Source organism: Halorussus halophilus, assembly GCF_008831545.1.
Classification (GTDB): Archaea; Halobacteriota; Halobacteria; order Halobacteriales; family Haladaptataceae; genus Halorussus; species Halorussus halophilus.
Genome location: NZ_CP044524.1, coordinates 134,836 through 151,190 on the forward strand (window position 1 = coordinate 134,836; position 16,355 = coordinate 151,190).

At 60.2% G+C, this 16,355-nt stretch carries 16 protein-coding genes; 9 read left to right on the forward strand and 7 right to left on the reverse strand.

The genetic code is table 11. The annotated features are described in order from the left end of the window. The first annotated feature begins 49 nt into the window (after positions 1–49). The 5 genes from F7R90_RS18710 (at position 50) to F7R90_RS18730 (ending at position 7,765) form a co-directional block, all read left to right on the forward strand. Positions 50–334, forward strand: coding sequence for a hypothetical protein (locus tag F7R90_RS18710; protein ID WP_158059089.1), 285 nt, complete (start codon positions 50–52; stop codon positions 332–334). A gap of 120 nt (positions 335–454) precedes the next feature. After that, entirely contained in the window at positions 455–2,593 is a 2,139-nt protein-coding gene (locus tag F7R90_RS18715; RefSeq protein ID WP_158059090.1) for an adenosylcobalamin-dependent ribonucleoside-diphosphate reductase, read from the forward strand. 92 nt (positions 2,594–2,685) lie between these two features. Then, entirely contained in the window at positions 2,686–3,996 is a 1,311-nt protein-coding gene (locus F7R90_RS18720; protein WP_158059091.1) for an Acg family FMN-binding oxidoreductase, read from the forward strand. A 207-nt stretch (positions 3,997–4,203) separates the two neighbouring features. Then, a complete protein-coding gene (locus F7R90_RS18725) occupies positions 4,204–5,334 on the forward strand; it encodes a S1C family serine protease (protein WP_158059092.1) in 1,131 nt (376 codons plus the stop codon). Between the two features lie 1,189 nt (positions 5,335–6,523). Next, entirely contained in the window at positions 6,524–7,765 is a 1,242-nt protein-coding gene (locus F7R90_RS18730; protein ID WP_158059093.1) for an orc1/cdc6 family replication initiation protein, read from the forward strand. A 530-nt stretch (positions 7,766–8,295) separates the two neighbouring features. On the opposite strand, the gene F7R90_RS18735 is transcribed toward F7R90_RS18730, so the two are convergent. The 3 genes from F7R90_RS18735 to F7R90_RS18745 all read right to left on the reverse strand — a co-directional run bounded on the left by F7R90_RS18735 (position 8,296) and on the right by F7R90_RS18745 (position 11,740). Then, complete coding sequence (locus F7R90_RS18735; protein WP_158059094.1) at positions 8,296–9,114, reverse strand: hypothetical protein; 819 nt, start codon at positions 9,112–9,114, stop codon at positions 8,296–8,298. Between the two features lie 268 nt (positions 9,115–9,382). Beyond that, positions 9,383–10,948, reverse strand: coding sequence for a response regulator (locus F7R90_RS18740; RefSeq protein WP_158059095.1), 1,566 nt, complete (start codon positions 10,946–10,948; stop codon positions 9,383–9,385). Positions 10,949–11,038: 90 nt separating this feature from the next. After that, a complete protein-coding gene (locus tag F7R90_RS18745) occupies positions 11,039–11,740 on the reverse strand; it encodes a ThuA domain-containing protein (RefSeq protein WP_158059096.1) in 702 nt (233 codons plus the stop codon). A gap of 151 nt (positions 11,741–11,891) precedes the next feature. Between F7R90_RS18745 and F7R90_RS18750 the strand changes: the two genes are divergently transcribed. From F7R90_RS18750 to F7R90_RS18755, 3 genes are all read left to right on the forward strand, one after another. After that, a complete protein-coding gene (locus F7R90_RS18750) occupies positions 11,892–12,143 on the forward strand; it encodes a hypothetical protein (RefSeq protein WP_158059097.1) in 252 nt (83 codons plus the stop codon). Between the two features lie 73 nt (positions 12,144–12,216). Beyond that, the gene (locus F7R90_RS22380) at positions 12,217–12,390 is read left to right on the forward strand and encodes a hypothetical protein (RefSeq protein ID WP_192498495.1); all 174 of its coding nucleotides are present in this window, start codon (positions 12,217–12,219) and stop codon (positions 12,388–12,390) included. Positions 12,391–12,457: 67 nt separating this feature from the next. Further along, the gene (locus F7R90_RS18755) at positions 12,458–13,243 is read left to right on the forward strand and encodes an SDR family NAD(P)-dependent oxidoreductase (protein WP_158059098.1); all 786 of its coding nucleotides are present in this window, start codon (positions 12,458–12,460) and stop codon (positions 13,241–13,243) included. A gap of 8 nt (positions 13,244–13,251) precedes the next feature. Here F7R90_RS18755 and F7R90_RS18760 read toward each other — a convergent pair whose 3' ends face one another. The 3 genes from F7R90_RS18760 to F7R90_RS18770 all read right to left on the reverse strand — a co-directional run bounded on the left by F7R90_RS18760 (position 13,252) and on the right by F7R90_RS18770 (position 14,634). Next, a complete protein-coding gene (locus F7R90_RS18760; protein WP_158059099.1) occupies positions 13,252–13,614 on the reverse strand; it encodes a GerW family sporulation protein in 363 nt (120 codons plus the stop codon). A 51-nt stretch (positions 13,615–13,665) separates the two neighbouring features. Further along, entirely contained in the window at positions 13,666–14,358 is a 693-nt protein-coding gene (locus F7R90_RS18765; RefSeq protein WP_158059100.1) for a uracil-DNA glycosylase family protein, read from the reverse strand. Positions 14,359–14,451: 93 nt separating this feature from the next. Then, the gene (locus tag F7R90_RS18770) at positions 14,452–14,634 is read right to left on the reverse strand and encodes a DUF5786 family protein (RefSeq protein ID WP_158059101.1); all 183 of its coding nucleotides are present in this window, start codon (positions 14,632–14,634) and stop codon (positions 14,452–14,454) included. A gap of 178 nt (positions 14,635–14,812) precedes the next feature. On the opposite strand from F7R90_RS18770, the gene F7R90_RS22385 reads away from it, so the two are divergent. Further along, positions 14,813–14,962: a hypothetical protein gene (locus tag F7R90_RS22385; protein ID WP_192498496.1), complete on the forward strand. Its 150-nt coding sequence runs from the start codon at positions 14,813–14,815 to the stop codon at positions 14,960–14,962. Between the two features lie 69 nt (positions 14,963–15,031). On the opposite strand, the gene tuf is transcribed toward F7R90_RS22385, so the two are convergent. Continuing rightward, positions 15,032–16,297 carry a translation elongation factor EF-1 subunit alpha gene (gene tuf / locus F7R90_RS18775; RefSeq protein WP_158059102.1) on the reverse strand — a complete coding sequence of 422 codons (1,266 nt, stop codon included), beginning with the start codon at positions 16,295–16,297 and terminating at the stop codon, positions 15,032–15,034. Positions 16,298–16,355 lie beyond the last annotated feature (58 nt).

Consider the following 16,355-nt stretch of genomic DNA (forward strand, 5'->3'; position numbering starts at 1 on the left):
TCACCAAACGACCACAATCACCATTTACTCTGCAGTCGTTGCAGAGAGCATGAGTAATGGGGGCGAAGAACAAGGGGACGAACCGAACCTCTCGACCGTCGGCTCTGGCCGTGTCGATACGCTGTTCGACGAAATCGAGCTATCGGTCGAGATGCTCGACAGATTCGCCGACGAATTGGAGAGCGTTCGCAAGCGAATCGAAGCCAACGATGGCGAAACATCCGGACACGTCCGCAACCGAATCAATCAGGACGCAGACCAACTCGCCGAGGAGGCCGAGGAAACGTCCGAGAAACTGCGGGAACGACTGAGAGAGCTGAAACGGTCTGTGTGATGAACTGACGGACAAAGAGAACCTAACGGACGAAGAGAAGTTGGTGGACGAATAAGGAGAGAGACGAAGACTAGGTGTTCGTCGGCTGATGGTTCACCGTCGGTGCCAGACTAGACACGAATGCGCTCACCAACTGACTCGATCAGACTGCCGGTCAAACGAACCACCGGGGAGACGCTCGAAGAGCGACTCACCGAGAACGTCTACCGGCGCGTCCTCCCGGCACGATATCTTCTGAAAGACAACCACGGGCGAGTCGTGGAGACGCCCGAAGAACTTTTCGAGCGAGTCGCTCGAAACGTCGCGGCGGTCGAAGCGAAGTACGGCAACGACCCGATTCGATGGGCTAACAGGTTCGAGAAGGCGATGACCGACTTGGAGTTCGTCCCGAACTCGCCGACGCTGATGAACGCTGGTACCGAGGTCCAGCAACTGGCGGCGTGTTTCGTCGTGTCACCGCGAGATACCTTGGATTCCATCTTCGAGACGCTGCGACGGGCCGCGACCATCTTCCAGAGTGGCGGCGGTGTCGGCTACTCGTTCTCACGCCTGCGGCCGAAAGGCGATCAGATTCGCTCGACCGGTGGCACCGCGAGCGGGCCAGTCTCGTTCATGCGTGTCTACGACACGATGTGCGAACAAATCAAGCAGGGTGGGAAGCGACGGGGGGCGCAGATGGGCATCCTCCGCGCCGACCATCCGGACGTCGGACGGTTCTGCGTAGCGAAGCGACGAGAAGGGGAGTTCTCGAACTTCAATTTCTCTGTCGGTATCACCGACGAATTCTACGAGGCCGTGCGCGAGAATCGACGCTATTCGCTCGTCAATCCCCGAACGGGCGACCAACACGTCGTGACCGAAGCGACTGCGCAGTTCTACAGTACGGCGTTCGAAAACGCTGGGACGCAATTCGCCGAGGAGAACGTCTGGCGCGACTACGCCGGTGAAATTCCGGGACTCGACGCCTACCGTGGCCAAACTGATTTCCGAGTCGGAGAACCGATGACCTTGCCTGCAGGTTTCGTCTGGCAGTTGCTCGTAGACAGTGCGTGGCGAAACGGCGAACCGGGCTTGTTCGCACTCGACACGACGAACCGCGACCACTCGTTCGACGTGGTCGCACAGCCGAATCATCGAATCGAGGCGACGAACCCCTGTGGCGAGCAGGGGTTAGAGAACTTCGAAGCCTGTAACTTGGGCCACGTCAATCTCTCGCTGCTAGTTACCGACGACGCGACGCCGTGGTTCGACTTTCGGGAAGACGTCCGCGAGGACCTCGCTGCGGTAGTTCAAGAGTTCCTCCAGCAAGCAATCGACTGGCAGCGACTCGCTCGCATCGTCCGGGACGGCGTCAGGTTCCTGGACGACGTGGTGACGGCCTCGGTGTTCCCGATTCCGGAAATAGAGTCGAAAGTGACCGCGCTTCGGAAGGTTGGACTCGGAATCATGGGGTTCGCCGAGCTACTGATTCAACTCGGCGTGCGCTACGGGAGTCCGGCATCGTACGAAATCGCTCGACAGGTAATGGCGCGTCTCAATCGGGAATCGAAACTGGCGAGTCACGAGTTGGCGCTCGAACGCGGCCCCTTCCCCGAGTGGTACGACTCGAAGTACGCGACGCCGACGAAGTATCCCGAGTGGTTCGCTCGGCACACTGGCCTTCGCCCCACGAACTGGACGGACGGATTCGCCCTGCGCAATCACAGCACGACGACCATCGCGCCGACGGGCACGACGAGCATGATAGCGAACACGTCCGGCGGGTGCGAGCCGCTGTTCGACGTGGTCTACTTCAAGAACGTCGGCCGAGACGTACAGGGGTCCGAGATGTTGGTCGAGTTCGAGGACTACTTTCTGCAAACGTTAGAAGCGAACGGAATGGACCCCGACGCAGTCCGCGCCGAAGCGAAGACGCTACTCCGCGCGAACGAGTTCGAGGGGCCGGAGAGTCTCTCGATTCCGCCCGCGATAGCCGAGGCGTTCGTGACGGCGGGAGACCTCTCGCCAGCAGAGCACGTACGGATGCAAGCGGCGTTCCAGCGACACGTCGATAGCGGCATCTCGAAGACTATCAACTTCCCGTTCACCGCGACGCGGGCCGACGTGAACGACGCCTATCACCTCGCCGTCGAAGAAGGCTGTAAAGGGGTCACCGTCTATCGGGACCGGTCGAGACGAACACAGGTATTGACCACCCACCCCGACGACGTCGGCCGGGCGGGTGGACAACCAGCCGAAGCGCGTTGCTGTCCGATTTGAGATTCGACGGTGCCGCTGGGGCGACGGAAACTGTCGAGCCGAAAGAAGGGACTGAAAACTAAGTACGTAGCCATCGTCTCGGTGCAGGGACCATGGGGGAGAGCGCACCGATTGCAGACGGAGGACGGCGACCCGCTACAGACGGCGGAGAGAGTTCAGACACTGAGCGCGAGGCCAGTGTAGACGCGGACGGCGGAGTCGATACGACGACCGAGAACGAGCGCGAGCGAATGGGTGACTCCCAGCGCGGACGCGAAACCGTCGGTGGCCGCCCTGCTGGCCGAGGTGACCAACCGGCGACGAAACCTGGCGACGCTCCGTCAACGAAACGAGGCGACGTACCGTCAACGAGACCGCCGTGGCGCAGACAGGTGGCCTCGCGTTGGTCGTGGCGGCGGAAGGTCGGGACCACCGAGGCGTGGAACGTCTCGGAAGCGGCGTTTCCGCGAGACGGGACGATGGCCGAGAAGGCCCGACACCTACTTCGGTACGCGGTTCTCGCACCGTCGAGTCACAACTCCCAACCGTGGCTGTTCTTGGTTGACGGCGACGAGATTCGATTGTTCGCCGACCACGACCGCTGGTTGACGGTCGCGGACCCGAACAAGCGCGAGATGTACCTGAGTCTCGGTGCAGCACTGGAAAACCTGCTCCTGGCGGCCGAACACTTCGGACTGGGCCATCTCGTAGAGTACCTTCCCGGGAGCGACAGTCGCCACGCGGCGACGGTGGTGTTGCAGGACAACGAGAACAACGAGCGGTCCCGCCACCGCGCCCCGCGACTGTTCGACGCGATTCTGCGACGCCGAACGAACCGCGGCCGGTACCAAGAGCGACCGATTCCACGCCGGAGCCTCCGCGCGTTTCGAGACGTCTGCGTCGAGGACGGCCTCGCAGTTCAGTTCGTCACCAGAGCGCCGACGAAGCAGTCGGTTGCCGAGTTGGTGGGTCGTGCCGACCGACGACAGTTCGCCGACAGAGCGTACCGGCGAGAACTGGGTCGCTGGATCGGCCGCGGCGCGTTCGGCGACTCGTGGCCCGAGGCGAAGATCGGTCGGTTGCTGATGACGTACTTGAACGTCGGCCCGCGACAGGCCCGCAAGGACGCCGAACTGGTTCGAAACACCCCCGTGCTGGCGGCGCTGCGGACGAAGCGGAACGGCCTGCGCGAGCAGTTGCAGGCGGGGCAAGCGTTCGAGCGCGTGTCGTTGTTGGCGACGCTGCTCGGCGTGCAGACTCACCCGACGAGCGCACCGTTGGAAGTTCCGAGCCTGCGACGCGAGTTGCAGACACAACTCGATGGACCGGACTGGACGGTACAGCACCTCTTTCGGCTTGGATACGCACGGAGCGTAGCTACGCCGTCGCCGCGCCGTTCCGTGGAGTCGGTGTTGTTGGATTGAAGGATTACGGTTCGTTCCTGTGTTTTTCGTCCCCGTGTTTCTCCCATCCCTGTGTTTCTCCCATCCCTTGTCAGTTGTCAACAAACAACGTGCTTAAATTCGTCTGGTCCTTACAACAGGTGAATCCGACGGGGGGACCGGGGTGAGACTGCTCGAAGATTCAGTAGCAAAGGAGCGAATCGAGGTTCGGTCGTCGGAGACGAACGCATGACCGAGGAGACTAGCGACATCAGAAGCGAAAGAGAGACCGGAGATAGCAACGTCAACAGCGACGGAGACGACGCCCGTTCCTACGAGCGACTCTACGAATTAGTGAGTCCGTCCGTCGTCTCGATTTACGTGCGCGTCGAGACAGCCGATGGGAACGGCCCGACGCCGTCGGGAGCAGGTTCGGGGTTCGTCTACGACGCGGCGGGCCACGTCGTGACGAACCAGCACGTCGTCGCGCCCGTTGGGCGACTGGTACAGAGCGAGACGTGGGACAGGAAAAGCAAGGCGAGCGAGGGCGGCGAAGTCGGCCAGCAGGTCGAAGTACGATTCAGCGAGGGAGAGTGGCGAACTGCGGCCGTCGTCGGGACGGACCCCTACACAGACCTCGCGGTGGTGCGAGTCGATGACCTGCCGAGCAGTGCCGACCCGCTGACAGTCGCCACGTCGAACCCGACGCCGGGCCAACGCGTCGCGGCACTCGGGAATCCGATGGGGTTGGACGGGACGATTACGGCGGGCATCGTTAGCGGGACGAACCGGTCAACGCCGACCGGAGCCGGATTTACGCTCCCCGATGCGATACAGACAGACGCAGCCATCAATCCGGGAAACAGCGGTGGGCCGCTCGTGACCATGGAGAGCGAAGTCGTCGGCGTCAATCGCGCCAAGCAAGGCGAGAACATCGGGTTCGCCATCTCCCCGGAAATCGTCCATCGCGTGGTTCCGGAACTCATCGAGAACGGGTCGTACAGCCACTCGTATCTCAACGTTCGGACTCTCGACGTGTCACCGACCGTCGCCGAGGCGAACGGACTAGACGAACCAACGGGCGTTCTCGTCGTCGACGTTCGCCTCGGTCCCGCGAGCGGCGGAGTGAAAGGCTGTCGTGGGACGCGGCGCGTCCGCGGGCGACAGATTCCCGTGGGCGGCGACGTCATCGTCGGCGTCGATGGCCGAACTGTCCGCTCGCACGAAGAGTTGACGCGGTACCTTCTCGTCGAGACCCAACCAGCAGAGACGGTGACGGTGGAGTTGATTCGGGACGGCGAGCGACTGACCGAACCCGTCACCCTCGGCGAACGGCCGCGGCCGAGCGCTGGGACCGGCCGACGCATCGAGATACGTTGAAGTGGTGACTGCGTCGGCTGTCGGGAGCGGTCGGACGACTCCGTCGTTTCCGTTGTTTCATCGTTGTTTCCGGTGGTCGTCTGCTAGTCAGTGTTGGTTTGCTACTCAGTGTTCGTCTGTCTAGTCGTCAATTCCGCCGTCGTCTGGTTGGGCATCGTACAGCGTGGTCCGATTCAGCGTAGTCTGGTTGGGGTTTGGTTCAGCATGAATTGAGCGCGTCACCTCGTCAGCCGTGACTCCTCCGTTTCCGTTGTTTTGCCTCAGCATTCGTTGTCTCGTCTCGCTTCGTCAGCCGTTTTCGGAGGTCGGATTCCGCGACCCCACCGTTTCCGCTGTTTTCGGCGCTGTACCGGGAGAAGAGGACCGATAAGCAGGAAAATTTGACTCCGAGAGCGGGCGCTGGAGCGATGGGTGAAGAGTCACTCGATCAGTCATCACGACCTGGTGTAGAAGTGATCACGACCGTAATACAGAAGTTATCACGGCGTGGTGAAGCGAAGCCAGCAACCCCGTCGTTTCCGGTGTCCGAGTTTGGGACGAAAGGAAGACGACGTTCGTCGTCTTCGACGGTGGTAGAAGACACCCACCCCACGATTTCCGCTGTTTCGGTGGAACGGTGAAGGGGGGTCGGGCGGGTCGGAAGCACCGTAGTTTTGGACTCTTGGTTGGTTCTCGAAGCCGGTGACAACCAGTTGAATGAACAGAGATGCCGTCAGACCGTTCATTTCGGGGGTTCGCATCCGGGAACTGTCGTGAGTTCCGAACCACACCCACCCCATCGTTTCCGCTGTCTTGACTCGGGAAGAGAGGGTGGGGCGAAGTGCTGGAACCCAATCTCGTGAACTGCGGGAAACTTCTCGGCGGAATTCGCGCTGAAAAAATAGAAACAGCTAGAAAACAACTATATAGACGAAATCGACTATTCGTCCCACGGGTATGGTTTATTCGTTCATGTGTTAAATCTTTCGCCTCTTACAGAAGCAACGTGACACCCACCCTGCCCTCCACGACGAAAGCTCCGGAAACGATGGGGTGGGTGTGTGTTTAAGTCAAACCGGACATCGGAAACGCCACCCTCCCCACTCAGCCTACAAAAACAAAAACGTTCGGGACAGAAGAAACAACGGACGCCACAGTTACACCTGGTCTTTATATCCCCGTCCGTTCAATGTCCGCTCAACTACCGCGCATGTCATCATTCAGCTTTGATCGGGACAACTCACTCTACAAGAACCGGGACGCCTTGTTGGAGGAGTACACCCCGAACAACCTCGTTGGTCGGGACGACGAACTCGAAGAGTACCACGCCGCACTCCAACCCATCATCAACGGCGAAGCACCGTCGAACATCTTCCTCTACGGCAAGAGCGGCGTCGGAAAGACCGCGGCCACCAGATTCCTGCTCAAACGGCTCCAAGAAGACGCGGCGAAGTACGACGACATCTCGCTCGACCTCATCGAAATCAACTGCGACGGTCTCAATTCGAGTTACCAAGTAGCTGTACGACTCGTCAACACGCTCCGAGACCCGTCCGAACAAATCAGCAACACCGGCTATCCGCAAGCCCAAGTCTATAGCTTTCTCTGGAAGGAACTCGACCAACTCGGCGGCACTATCATCGTCGTCCTCGACGAAGTAGACCACATCAACGACAACTCTATCCTCTACCAGATTCCGCGCGCACGGAGCAACGGTTATCTCGAAGACGCGAAAATCGGTCTCATCGGCATCAGTAACGACCTCTCGTTCCGCGATTCGCTCTCGGCGAAAGTTCGCTCGTCGCTCTGCGAGAAAGAAGTGTCTTTCCCGCCGTACGACGCGAACGAACTCCAGAAGGTTCTCAGCCAACGCGAACAGGTCGCGTTCCACGAGGGGGCGCTCGCGGAGGACGTCATCCCGCTCTGTGCCGCCTACGGCGCGCAGGACGCCGGTGACGCCCGACAAGCACTCGACCTACTGCTCGAAGCGGGCGACCTCGCAAGAAAAGAGGCCGTCGAGCAAGTTACCGACCATCACGTCCAAGAGGCGCGAGAGAAACTCGAACGCGACCGAATCATGGAGGGGGTTGCCGACTTGACCGAACACGCCCGACTCATCCTCTACGCGTTGACCTCCCTCGAAGCGGAGGAGACGACGCCTGCTCGGTCGCGCGACATCCGCCCGCGTTACGAACAACTCTGCAACCACGTCGGCACGGAACCGTTGACCAGTCGCCGGATGCGCGACCACCTCGCGGACCTCGCCATGCTCGGCGTCATCTCCTCGACAGAGAAGAACGAAGGCATGTCCGGCGGCAAGTATCGTGAACACGCACTCAAGCAGGACCTTCAACTCGTCGTCAGCGCTCTCGAAGAGACTATCGAGTTCGCAGGGGTTCACGAGAGTATCCGTCCCTACTATCAGTCTACCTTCGAGGACGTGGAAGACTAGTCTCGTACCTTCTCTTCTCGGTCTGATAACTCGGATTTTCGACGCACCCCACTGTTTCCGTTGTTTTCCCGTCTCGAAATACGCCGTTCTGACTTATCTCGACCGTTGATTGGGTCAGAAACTGTCTGCCTTCAAACTATCACGTCGAAGTCAAACGCTGCCTCGACAACGGAAACAACGGTGTCGGATGGGAGTATCAGCGGAGGAAAAGGGAGTCTCAGAAGAGGAAGTCGAAGTGCGACGTTCGACAGGGGGTTAACATCGGAAACGACGGTGTTCGACACGGCCACAGCGTAGCGAATCAGATACACTCACGACACGTCTGTGTAGAGTGAGTCGTTCTCGTCTCGGAGCGGTTCGTGGTCGAACAACGGAAACAGTGGGGTCTAGCGATTAAAACAACGGAAACACCGGTGTTGGGACTCGACTCCGACGAAGCGACGGTCGAGACACAGCGAAACAGCGGAAATGACGGAGTTGCTGGTGAAACGGGGGAAGCAGCGCTAAAATGCCGGAGGTGATGCTCAGAATCAGGCGTCGTGTTCGACTTCCAGCAGTCGCGACCCGCAGTCGTCACAACTGACGGCGACGACGTCCATCGTCCGACAGCAGGACTCGACGGTCTCCTGTTCCATGGCGATGTCGCCGCGGCAGTCCGGGTCCGGACACGCGTCGAGGAAGATTCGCAGGCCGCTCAACACGCGACTCTGATTCGTGACCGTCAGGCGGTCCCAGTCGTCGTAGCGGGGCTTCAATGCCTTTGCGGCCGCGAGGTCCGCGACGAGCGCTGCACGCGACTCCCACTGCCCGAGACGGCCGCCGTCGTACTGGGCGACCAGCGCTTCGTCGTGTTCGTCGAACGAGAGGTTTTCCTCGTCTACGTCGAGTACGTTCGCCAACTCTGTCTTCTCGGTCCCGTTGGCTTCGATGGCGTCCATGTTGTCGAACCACTCGGCGCGGAACGAGTCGTCGAGACAGAGGTCGTCCATTTCCTCGCAGGGGCCGACCGCACCCGCCTCGGCGAGGACTTCTTCCGGTTCGCGCTCCTCTTCGTCGTCAATTTCCGGTGCGGCCGTCTCGTGCTTGTCGAACTTCTTGAGCAGCCAGTCGGGGAAGTACTGCTTCGTGAACGACGGCGTCCCCGGCACGAGATAGCCACGGAGGTAGATGGCGAGCAGCGAGACCCCGAACACGGGAAGGCCGACCAGCGGCGTCGCGAACACGGAGACGACTGCACTGCCGACTGCCGCGATGACGACGTTGACGATAGTACACGGGGTACAGCGATTCTCACCGGTGTACTCCGGTTGTCTGAACCGGCCCACGAAACTGGATGACTCGGTACTCATTGTCGTATCTACCGTTCGTTTTCAGCCCTAAATATTTATCGCTAAAAACTCGTGATAAATACTTCATGATGCGTGATGCGGGCGAAATTTGTCGGTTCGGGCTTTCGACTCCGACCTTCCGATTCCCATCTTCCAACTACATCTACTCACCGCACGGAACGAACAGACCAGCACTACCTGTAGCGAGTAAACCAACACTACATGTAGCGAGTAGACCAGCACTACCTGTAGCGAACAGACCAGAATTCACGCAGTGAACAGACTGAAACTACACGTTCTGCGCTCGTTGGAGTCGTATCCTCACGACACTGCCGTCGTTTCTCGACTCCTCGAAGGTGAGTTCGCCGCCGAACTTCCCGACTATCCAGTTCGTGAGCCACAGTCCCAGACCGCTCCCGTGGTGGAGCGCCGTCTCTTCGCCCTCTAACAACACTGCTCGCTCTTCTTGGGGAATCCCCGGCCCGTCGTCTGCAATTGTCAACTCAAACCAGCCGTGGTCGGTGCTGTGGTCACCGTCGTCGGCCGAAATAGCTAATTCGACCGTCGGCCGCTCGTCGTCGTTGTGTTCGATTGCGTTTTCGAGGACTTCGCCGATTGCGGCTTCGAGCGTCTTGTCCGCGTACACCGGGGCGGCGTCGGGGAGGTTCGACCGAATCTCAGCGTCGGGGTACGTCTGGCGGAACTCCGCACAGGTCCGCTCGACGCAGTTCGTAACGTCTATTTGTCGCTTCGTTCGGTCGTCGCCGTCCAGCGTCTTCCCGACTTCGCGAGCCTTCTCGCTGATTTCGATGAGGTCGCTGGCCTTCTTCCTGATGATGTCGGCTTCTGGCTTCGCGTCGGGGACTTCGTCGTGGAGCTCGTCCGCGTAGCCCAAAACGACGTTGAGGTCGTTTCGGAGGTTGTGGCGCAGGATTCGGTTGAACACCTGCAGTCGCTGCTCTCGGCGGACCAACTCCTTGCGCGTCCGGACCGATTCGATGGCGTACGCGACGCTGTTCCCGAACTTCGAGAGGACGCGCCGCTCCGTCTCTCCGAAGGCATGTCTGGCTTCTGAACAGATTCCGAGTACGCCCACCGGGTCGGACTCGCTGGCGAGCGGCACGATTGCTTCCCGGCACGATTCGTCGTCTATCGCTACGTCTACGTCGAGTATAGGCGTGCTACCGACCTGGACTTCACCGGTCTCGACTGCCACGCTGACCGGTTTTTTTCCGTCATCGAGTGCGATGGGTTCGAATTCGGCGTCTTTGGACACGCAATGAGACTTTGGCCGTACTGTCTCTCCGTCCACCTTTCCGACCCACGCGAGCGCGTACGCCTCCGAGCTCCCGATTCGGCTACAGACTGTGTGTTCGATGTCCTCACGCGAACTCTCCTGTAACACCGCTTGGCTCACGTCCCAGACTAAGTCGTTCACTTCCGTCTGCCGGAGCGACAACTGTTCGGTCCGGCGTCGTGCCACGGCGTTTTCGATACGATTCGCGAGTACCGTGAACTGCTCTTTGCCCGTTCCTTTCTTGAGGTAGTCCGTCACGCCAGTCGAGATTGCCTTGCTGGCGATCTGTTCGCTGCCACCGCCGGTCAACAGGATGAAGGGGAGATTCGAATACTCGTCCCTGACGGTTCCGAGTAGTTCCAGTCCGTTCATCCCTGGCATCTCGTAGTCGGAGACGACGCAGTCGAACTGCTCGTCTTCGAGGAGACCGAGTGCGTCCGTCGCGCTCTCGACCGTGTGTACTCGGATGCCGTATTCGTCGTCGAGGATGCCAGACGTAACGCTGGCGAAGAAGTCGTTGTCCTCGACGTGGAGTACACGTGGTGGCGCGTCTAACATCCTTCGTCCTGCCGGATTCGTGGCACCCTAATAAATCGTTTTGTTCTTTCAGTGTTTACAGTTCTATTTACTCTTAGAAAAACTATAAATCTATGAATTCCAGTTTCCGTAGTTCGGTTTCGGGCCATCGACCGGAGCGGCCCATTCGACGGCGTTAGCGAGGACTCGGCGTATCTCTGATTGTCGATATATCGGATATGTTTCGTGGCCGGGCCGGAAGTAGAAGAGTCGCCCCGAACCGCGACGGTAGCAGCAACCGCTTCGGAACGTCTCGCCGCCCTCGAACCACGAGTTGAACACCAGCGTCTCCGGAGCAGGGACGTCGAACCGCTCGCCGTACATCTCTGCTTCGGGAACCTCGAAGCTCTCTGGCAACCCAGCGGCGATGGGGTGGCCGGGTTCGACTACCCAGAGACGCTCTAACTCGCCCTCCTCCCGCCACTTGAGGTCACAACTGGTCCCCATCAGTCGTTTGAAAATCTTCGAGAAGTGCCCCGAGTGGAGGACGAGCAACCCCATCCCGTCCAGCACGCGCTCGTGGACGCGCTCGACTACCTCGTCGGCGACTGCGTCGTGTTTGTCGTGGCCCCACCACGTCAGTACGTCGGTGTCGTCCAGCACGTCTTCAGTCAATCCGTGTTCGGGTTCGTCCAGTGTGGCAGTTTGCGTCTCGAATCCATGCTCGTCGAGGCCATCGGCGATTGCTGTGTGGATACCCTCGGGATAGACCTCCCTCGCGTCGGCATGCTCCTGTTCGACGTGGTATTCGTTCCAGACGGTGACGCGCGTCATGCAGTCTACTCGCTCGCCGACTGTCTTCGTCGTTCGGGTCTGTCGCGCTACGTTTCGGATGTATTAGCTCACGCCAGCGATTTTCTTACGACTGTAGTAAAAATTAGGGCGGAACCTTTATGATTGTTAGCGGTGGCCCTTCGAACACGCGATGAGCGAACGAGTCGACCAACGGGAGTGCGAGGGCAACCGCATCAACTGGAAGCGAACGGGGAATGGCGTGGAAATCTACGACGAAACGAACCCAGATGCGTGGGTGCGCATGGAGTTCGTCAGCGGCATCGACCCCGAACGACGACTGTACGGCATCTGTGACGACTGCGGACTCGTCACCGCTCAGCGTTCGCTGCCTTCCGCAAGCATGGCCTGTGGCAACTGCGGCAGCGAGTTCGACGACGACTGATAACGCTCCGATTCTCGACTTCTCGCCCGTTCGTCAGCACAGTTATTGGTGACGGTCACGTCAGTGGAGCGCAATGGGACGTGACACATCGTTCTACGCGAAAGTGGGGGCCGCCGGGATTCTCGGGGGTATCGTCGCTATCCTCGTCGTCCTGCCGCTCGTGCCGTTGGTCGTCGAACTGGTCGTCGGAATCGTCAAGGGCGTCCTCGACGTTGTCGTTCCTGGTGGGAAGACAGACCCTACGTAGGAGGGAGGTGACTGCTCCCAAAAATTGTCATCAATATAATGTACTTCGCGGTCGTCTCTCCGCTCCTATGAGCAGTTCCGAGGCGAGACGGGTCGTCGTAGTCACCGGCGCGAACGAGGGCATCGGCTATCACGTGATGCTCTCGCTCCTCGAAAGCGGCTACCGAGTAGCCGGACTCGACGTCAACGGCGAGAATCTCAGGCCGTTACAGGAGACGAACGCCAATCGGGCGCGCTACTACGAGTGCGACGTAACCTCGGACGACGACGTGGAGTCGGCAATCGACGCCGTTCGCGACCAGTGGGGCAAGATAGACGTTCTCGTCAACAACGCCGCGATATTCGACTTCGATCTCTTCGAGGACCAGACCATCGCCGACACGCGCCGCGAGTTCGAAGTGAACTACTTCGGCTACGTCCGGACGATTCGGGCCGTCTTACCGCACATGAAGGCCCGCGGCGAAGGGATAATCCACAACGTGAGTTCCGGCGTCGGACTCGTCGGCCATCCCGGACTCTCCGGGTACGCCTCCACGAAAGGTGCGGTCGAAGCACTCACCCGCTCGCTCCGACTCGAACTGCAGAACGAGAACGTCTCGTGTACGCTGATGCATCCTCCGGCTACGAACACTCGCTCTGCCGCAGAACTCGACTACCCAGCGTTCGCGGTGAGCGACCCCGAAGACGTGGGTCGAAAACTGGCCGACAAAATCGAATCGACCGGTCCCGTCGTCACCGCCGACTGGCAGACGAAGATAGGATTGTCTCTCGTTCGACGGATTCCGTACCTCGTGAAGAAGGGCACTGAGCGGTTCGTCGATGAGGGCGAGCGGGCGACAGAGCAGTCTAATTGATAGGTACGTCAGTCGCTCCGACTCGCCCGTCCGACTGCCACCCCGAGCGCGAGAGCACCGAGCGCGACAGCGAGTTTTCGATTACCGTCCGCTCGGACGAACCGCGTCTCGTCGTCGGTGATTTCGAGCGCGCCGACTGGTTTCGCCGTCGCGTAGCCGCCGCCTCCGCCACCCTGGCCTGCACTCGCACTGTTCCCAGATTTCTCGTCAGTAGGTTCACCGCGACCGTATCCGCCACCGAAGGCGTAGGCGACCTCGGCTATCGGGACGACCGTTCGGCCGCCGCGCTCTATCGGTTGGCCGTACACGGACCTGACGCTGGCGCTGTGCTGGAGTCGTTCGACGATGGTTTCGAGTTGTGCGACGCTCATCGATGCACGTTCGACGCGAGAGAGCAAAAAGCTACTATCGGCAGTGTCGAACTATCGAACTTCGTACATCTCGTTCCCGGTGAGGAACCGACTGAGGTCGGCAATCTGGTAGTAATCTGACTCGAGTAGTTCGGTCAACGATTCGGTCAGTGCCTCCCTATCGCCGTCTTCCCACTCGGTCGGCTCTCGAATCGGCACGACGAGAAAGCCGCGACCCGGCAACTGTTCGGCGTGCAGGGCCGCCATGCCGCCGTCTTCGTCCAGCATCGCTTCTCGTGCGGCGTACTCTCGCAACACGTGGCGGGTCGCCCGCTCGCCCACTGGAAGGAGGACGTGAGCCGCGATAGCCCGCAGTTCGGCGTCGAAGAAGCGTTCTAAATTCGCGTACTCGGTCTCGGTCGGCGCGCGACCCTCGGGCAGACAGCAGGTGTAGAGATAACTCAGGAAGAGATTCGCGACTACTGGTCGCTCCGAGGCCCGTTGGGCCTCGCTCTCAGTATCAGCGTCTCCGAGCAGACCGACCTCGTTCAACACGGGTTGGAGTCGCTCGCCTGCCGTGCTTCCCGTGAAGGGGACGCCAGTCTCTCGGCCGCCGTGGATTCCGGGGTGGTCGCCGACGAGGTGAAGGTCCGCGTTGGCGTCGCCGTAGCCGTGGACCGCTCGCCGACCCGACCCGTCACAGTCGTACTGGCAAGGCGGTCGCATGCCGAAGGGGTTGCTCGTTCTGTCTGTGACGTTTTTCACGCGGCAGAATTAGCGAGTAGGCGTTAAAACGGGTGTGATTCAGGGCGGGAACGAACCGGAAGCGAGTTCCCGGAGACTCGCCTCCGAACTGCGCTACTCGTCGTCCGAGTTCTCTTTGATTTCGGTCAGTTTGTCGAGCAACTCGTCCTGCGAGGCGTCCGAGTCGAACGAAATCTCTCCCTGATGGTCGTTCTCGTGGACGTTGACGGCGCTGTCCTCGTCGATATCGTTGTCTTGGTCCTGTTGCTCGGACTCGTCGTAGCTACCAAAACCCATGTTGGTACCTAGTAGCTCTGGACAGTAAAAACAACCGGTGTCGTTCAGAATATGTGCGTGTGACCGAGTGGCATCCAAGGCGAATTCGAAAGAAGAACCCTCTATCAGCTGAAAATCGCAGGACGTAGAGGGGATTAGCCAATGGATTTATCTCCCGACGGTGGTTTCACGGAATCGCATGGAACGAAGACACCGCGTCGGCTTCGAAGTGTTCGGCGTGCTGTTCTCCGGGTTCGCCGTCATCGGCGGACACGCCGCCCTGTACCCGCTCGTGGGACTCTGGCTGATGACTGTCGGTCTTCTCCGTAGTTTTCCGAGCGGCGAGTAAACGACACGACGCTCGCCGTGGCGACTCGTTCTCTCTCCGAAGTCGCCACGGCGGCGACGTTTTCTGCTCCTAGCGCTCGTGCACTTCCAGCACTCGCCCGGCCGCAATCGTCTGGCCCATGTCCCGCACCGCGAAACTTCCCAGTTCCGGAATTTCGGAGGAGGGTTCGATGCTCAGCGGTTTCTGTGGCCGTACGGTGACGACGGCGGCGTCCCCGCTCTCGATGAAGTCGGGGTTCTCCTCTTTGACTTCGCCGGTCGCGGCGTCTATCTTCTGGTCGAGCGACTCGATTGTGCAGGCGACCTGTGCCGTGTGGGCGTGGAAGACCGGCGTGTACCCCGAGGTGATGACCGAGGGGTGTTGCATCACGACGATTTGGGCTTGGAACGTCTCTGCGACGCTCGGCGGGTCGTCGGCCGGCCCACACACGTCACCGCGGTGGATGTCGTCCTTGCCGACGCCGCGGACGTTGAACCCGACGTTGTCGCCCGGTCCCGCTTCGGGGACTTCCTCGTGGTGCATCTCGATGGTCTTCACTTCGCCAGCCACGTCCGAGGGCTGGAACGACACCTTGTCGCCCGTGTTCAGCATGCCAGTCTCGACGCGTCCGACCGGCACCGTCCCGATGCCGGAAATCGTGTACACGTCCTGAATCGGCAACCGGAGCGGTGCGTCGGTCGGCGGCTCCGGTGCCGCGAGGCTGTTCAGCGACTCCAAGACGACTTCGCCGTCGTACCACGGCGTCTCGTCGCTATGGTCTACGATGTTGACGCCCGTCAGCGCGGAAATCGGGATGAAACTCGCGTCTTCGGTGTCGAACCGGACCTGATTCAGCAGGTCCTTCACTTCTTCGACGACCTCTCTGTAGCGATTCTCGTCGTAGTCTACGGCGTCCATCTTGTTGACGGCGACGATGAGTTCGTTGATGCCCAGCGTTCGCGCGAGGAAGACGTGTTCCTGCGTCTGCGGTTGCACGCCGTCGTCCGCCGCGACGACCAGCACCGCGTTGTCGGCCTGACTCGCGCCGGTAATCATGTTCTTCACGAAGTCGCGGTGGCCAGGCGTGTCCACGATGGTGAAGTAGTACTCGTCGGTGTCGAACTCCTGATGGGCAATGTCGATGGTGACGCCGCGCTCTCGCTCTTCGGCGAGGTTGTCCATCACGTAGGCGAACTCGAACCCGCCTTTCCCCTTCTCCTCGGCTTCTTCTTTGTACTGTTCGATGACGTGTTCGGGAACGCTCCCTGTCTCGTAGAGGAGGCGTCCGACCAGCGTCGATTTTCCGTGGTCTACGTGGCCGATGATGGCCAAATTCTGATGTGGCTTGTCTGTCATGGGTTCCCCACCAACCTCTCTAGTGGAGGCCCAGAGGCAAAAGTCGTTCTGGCGAAGC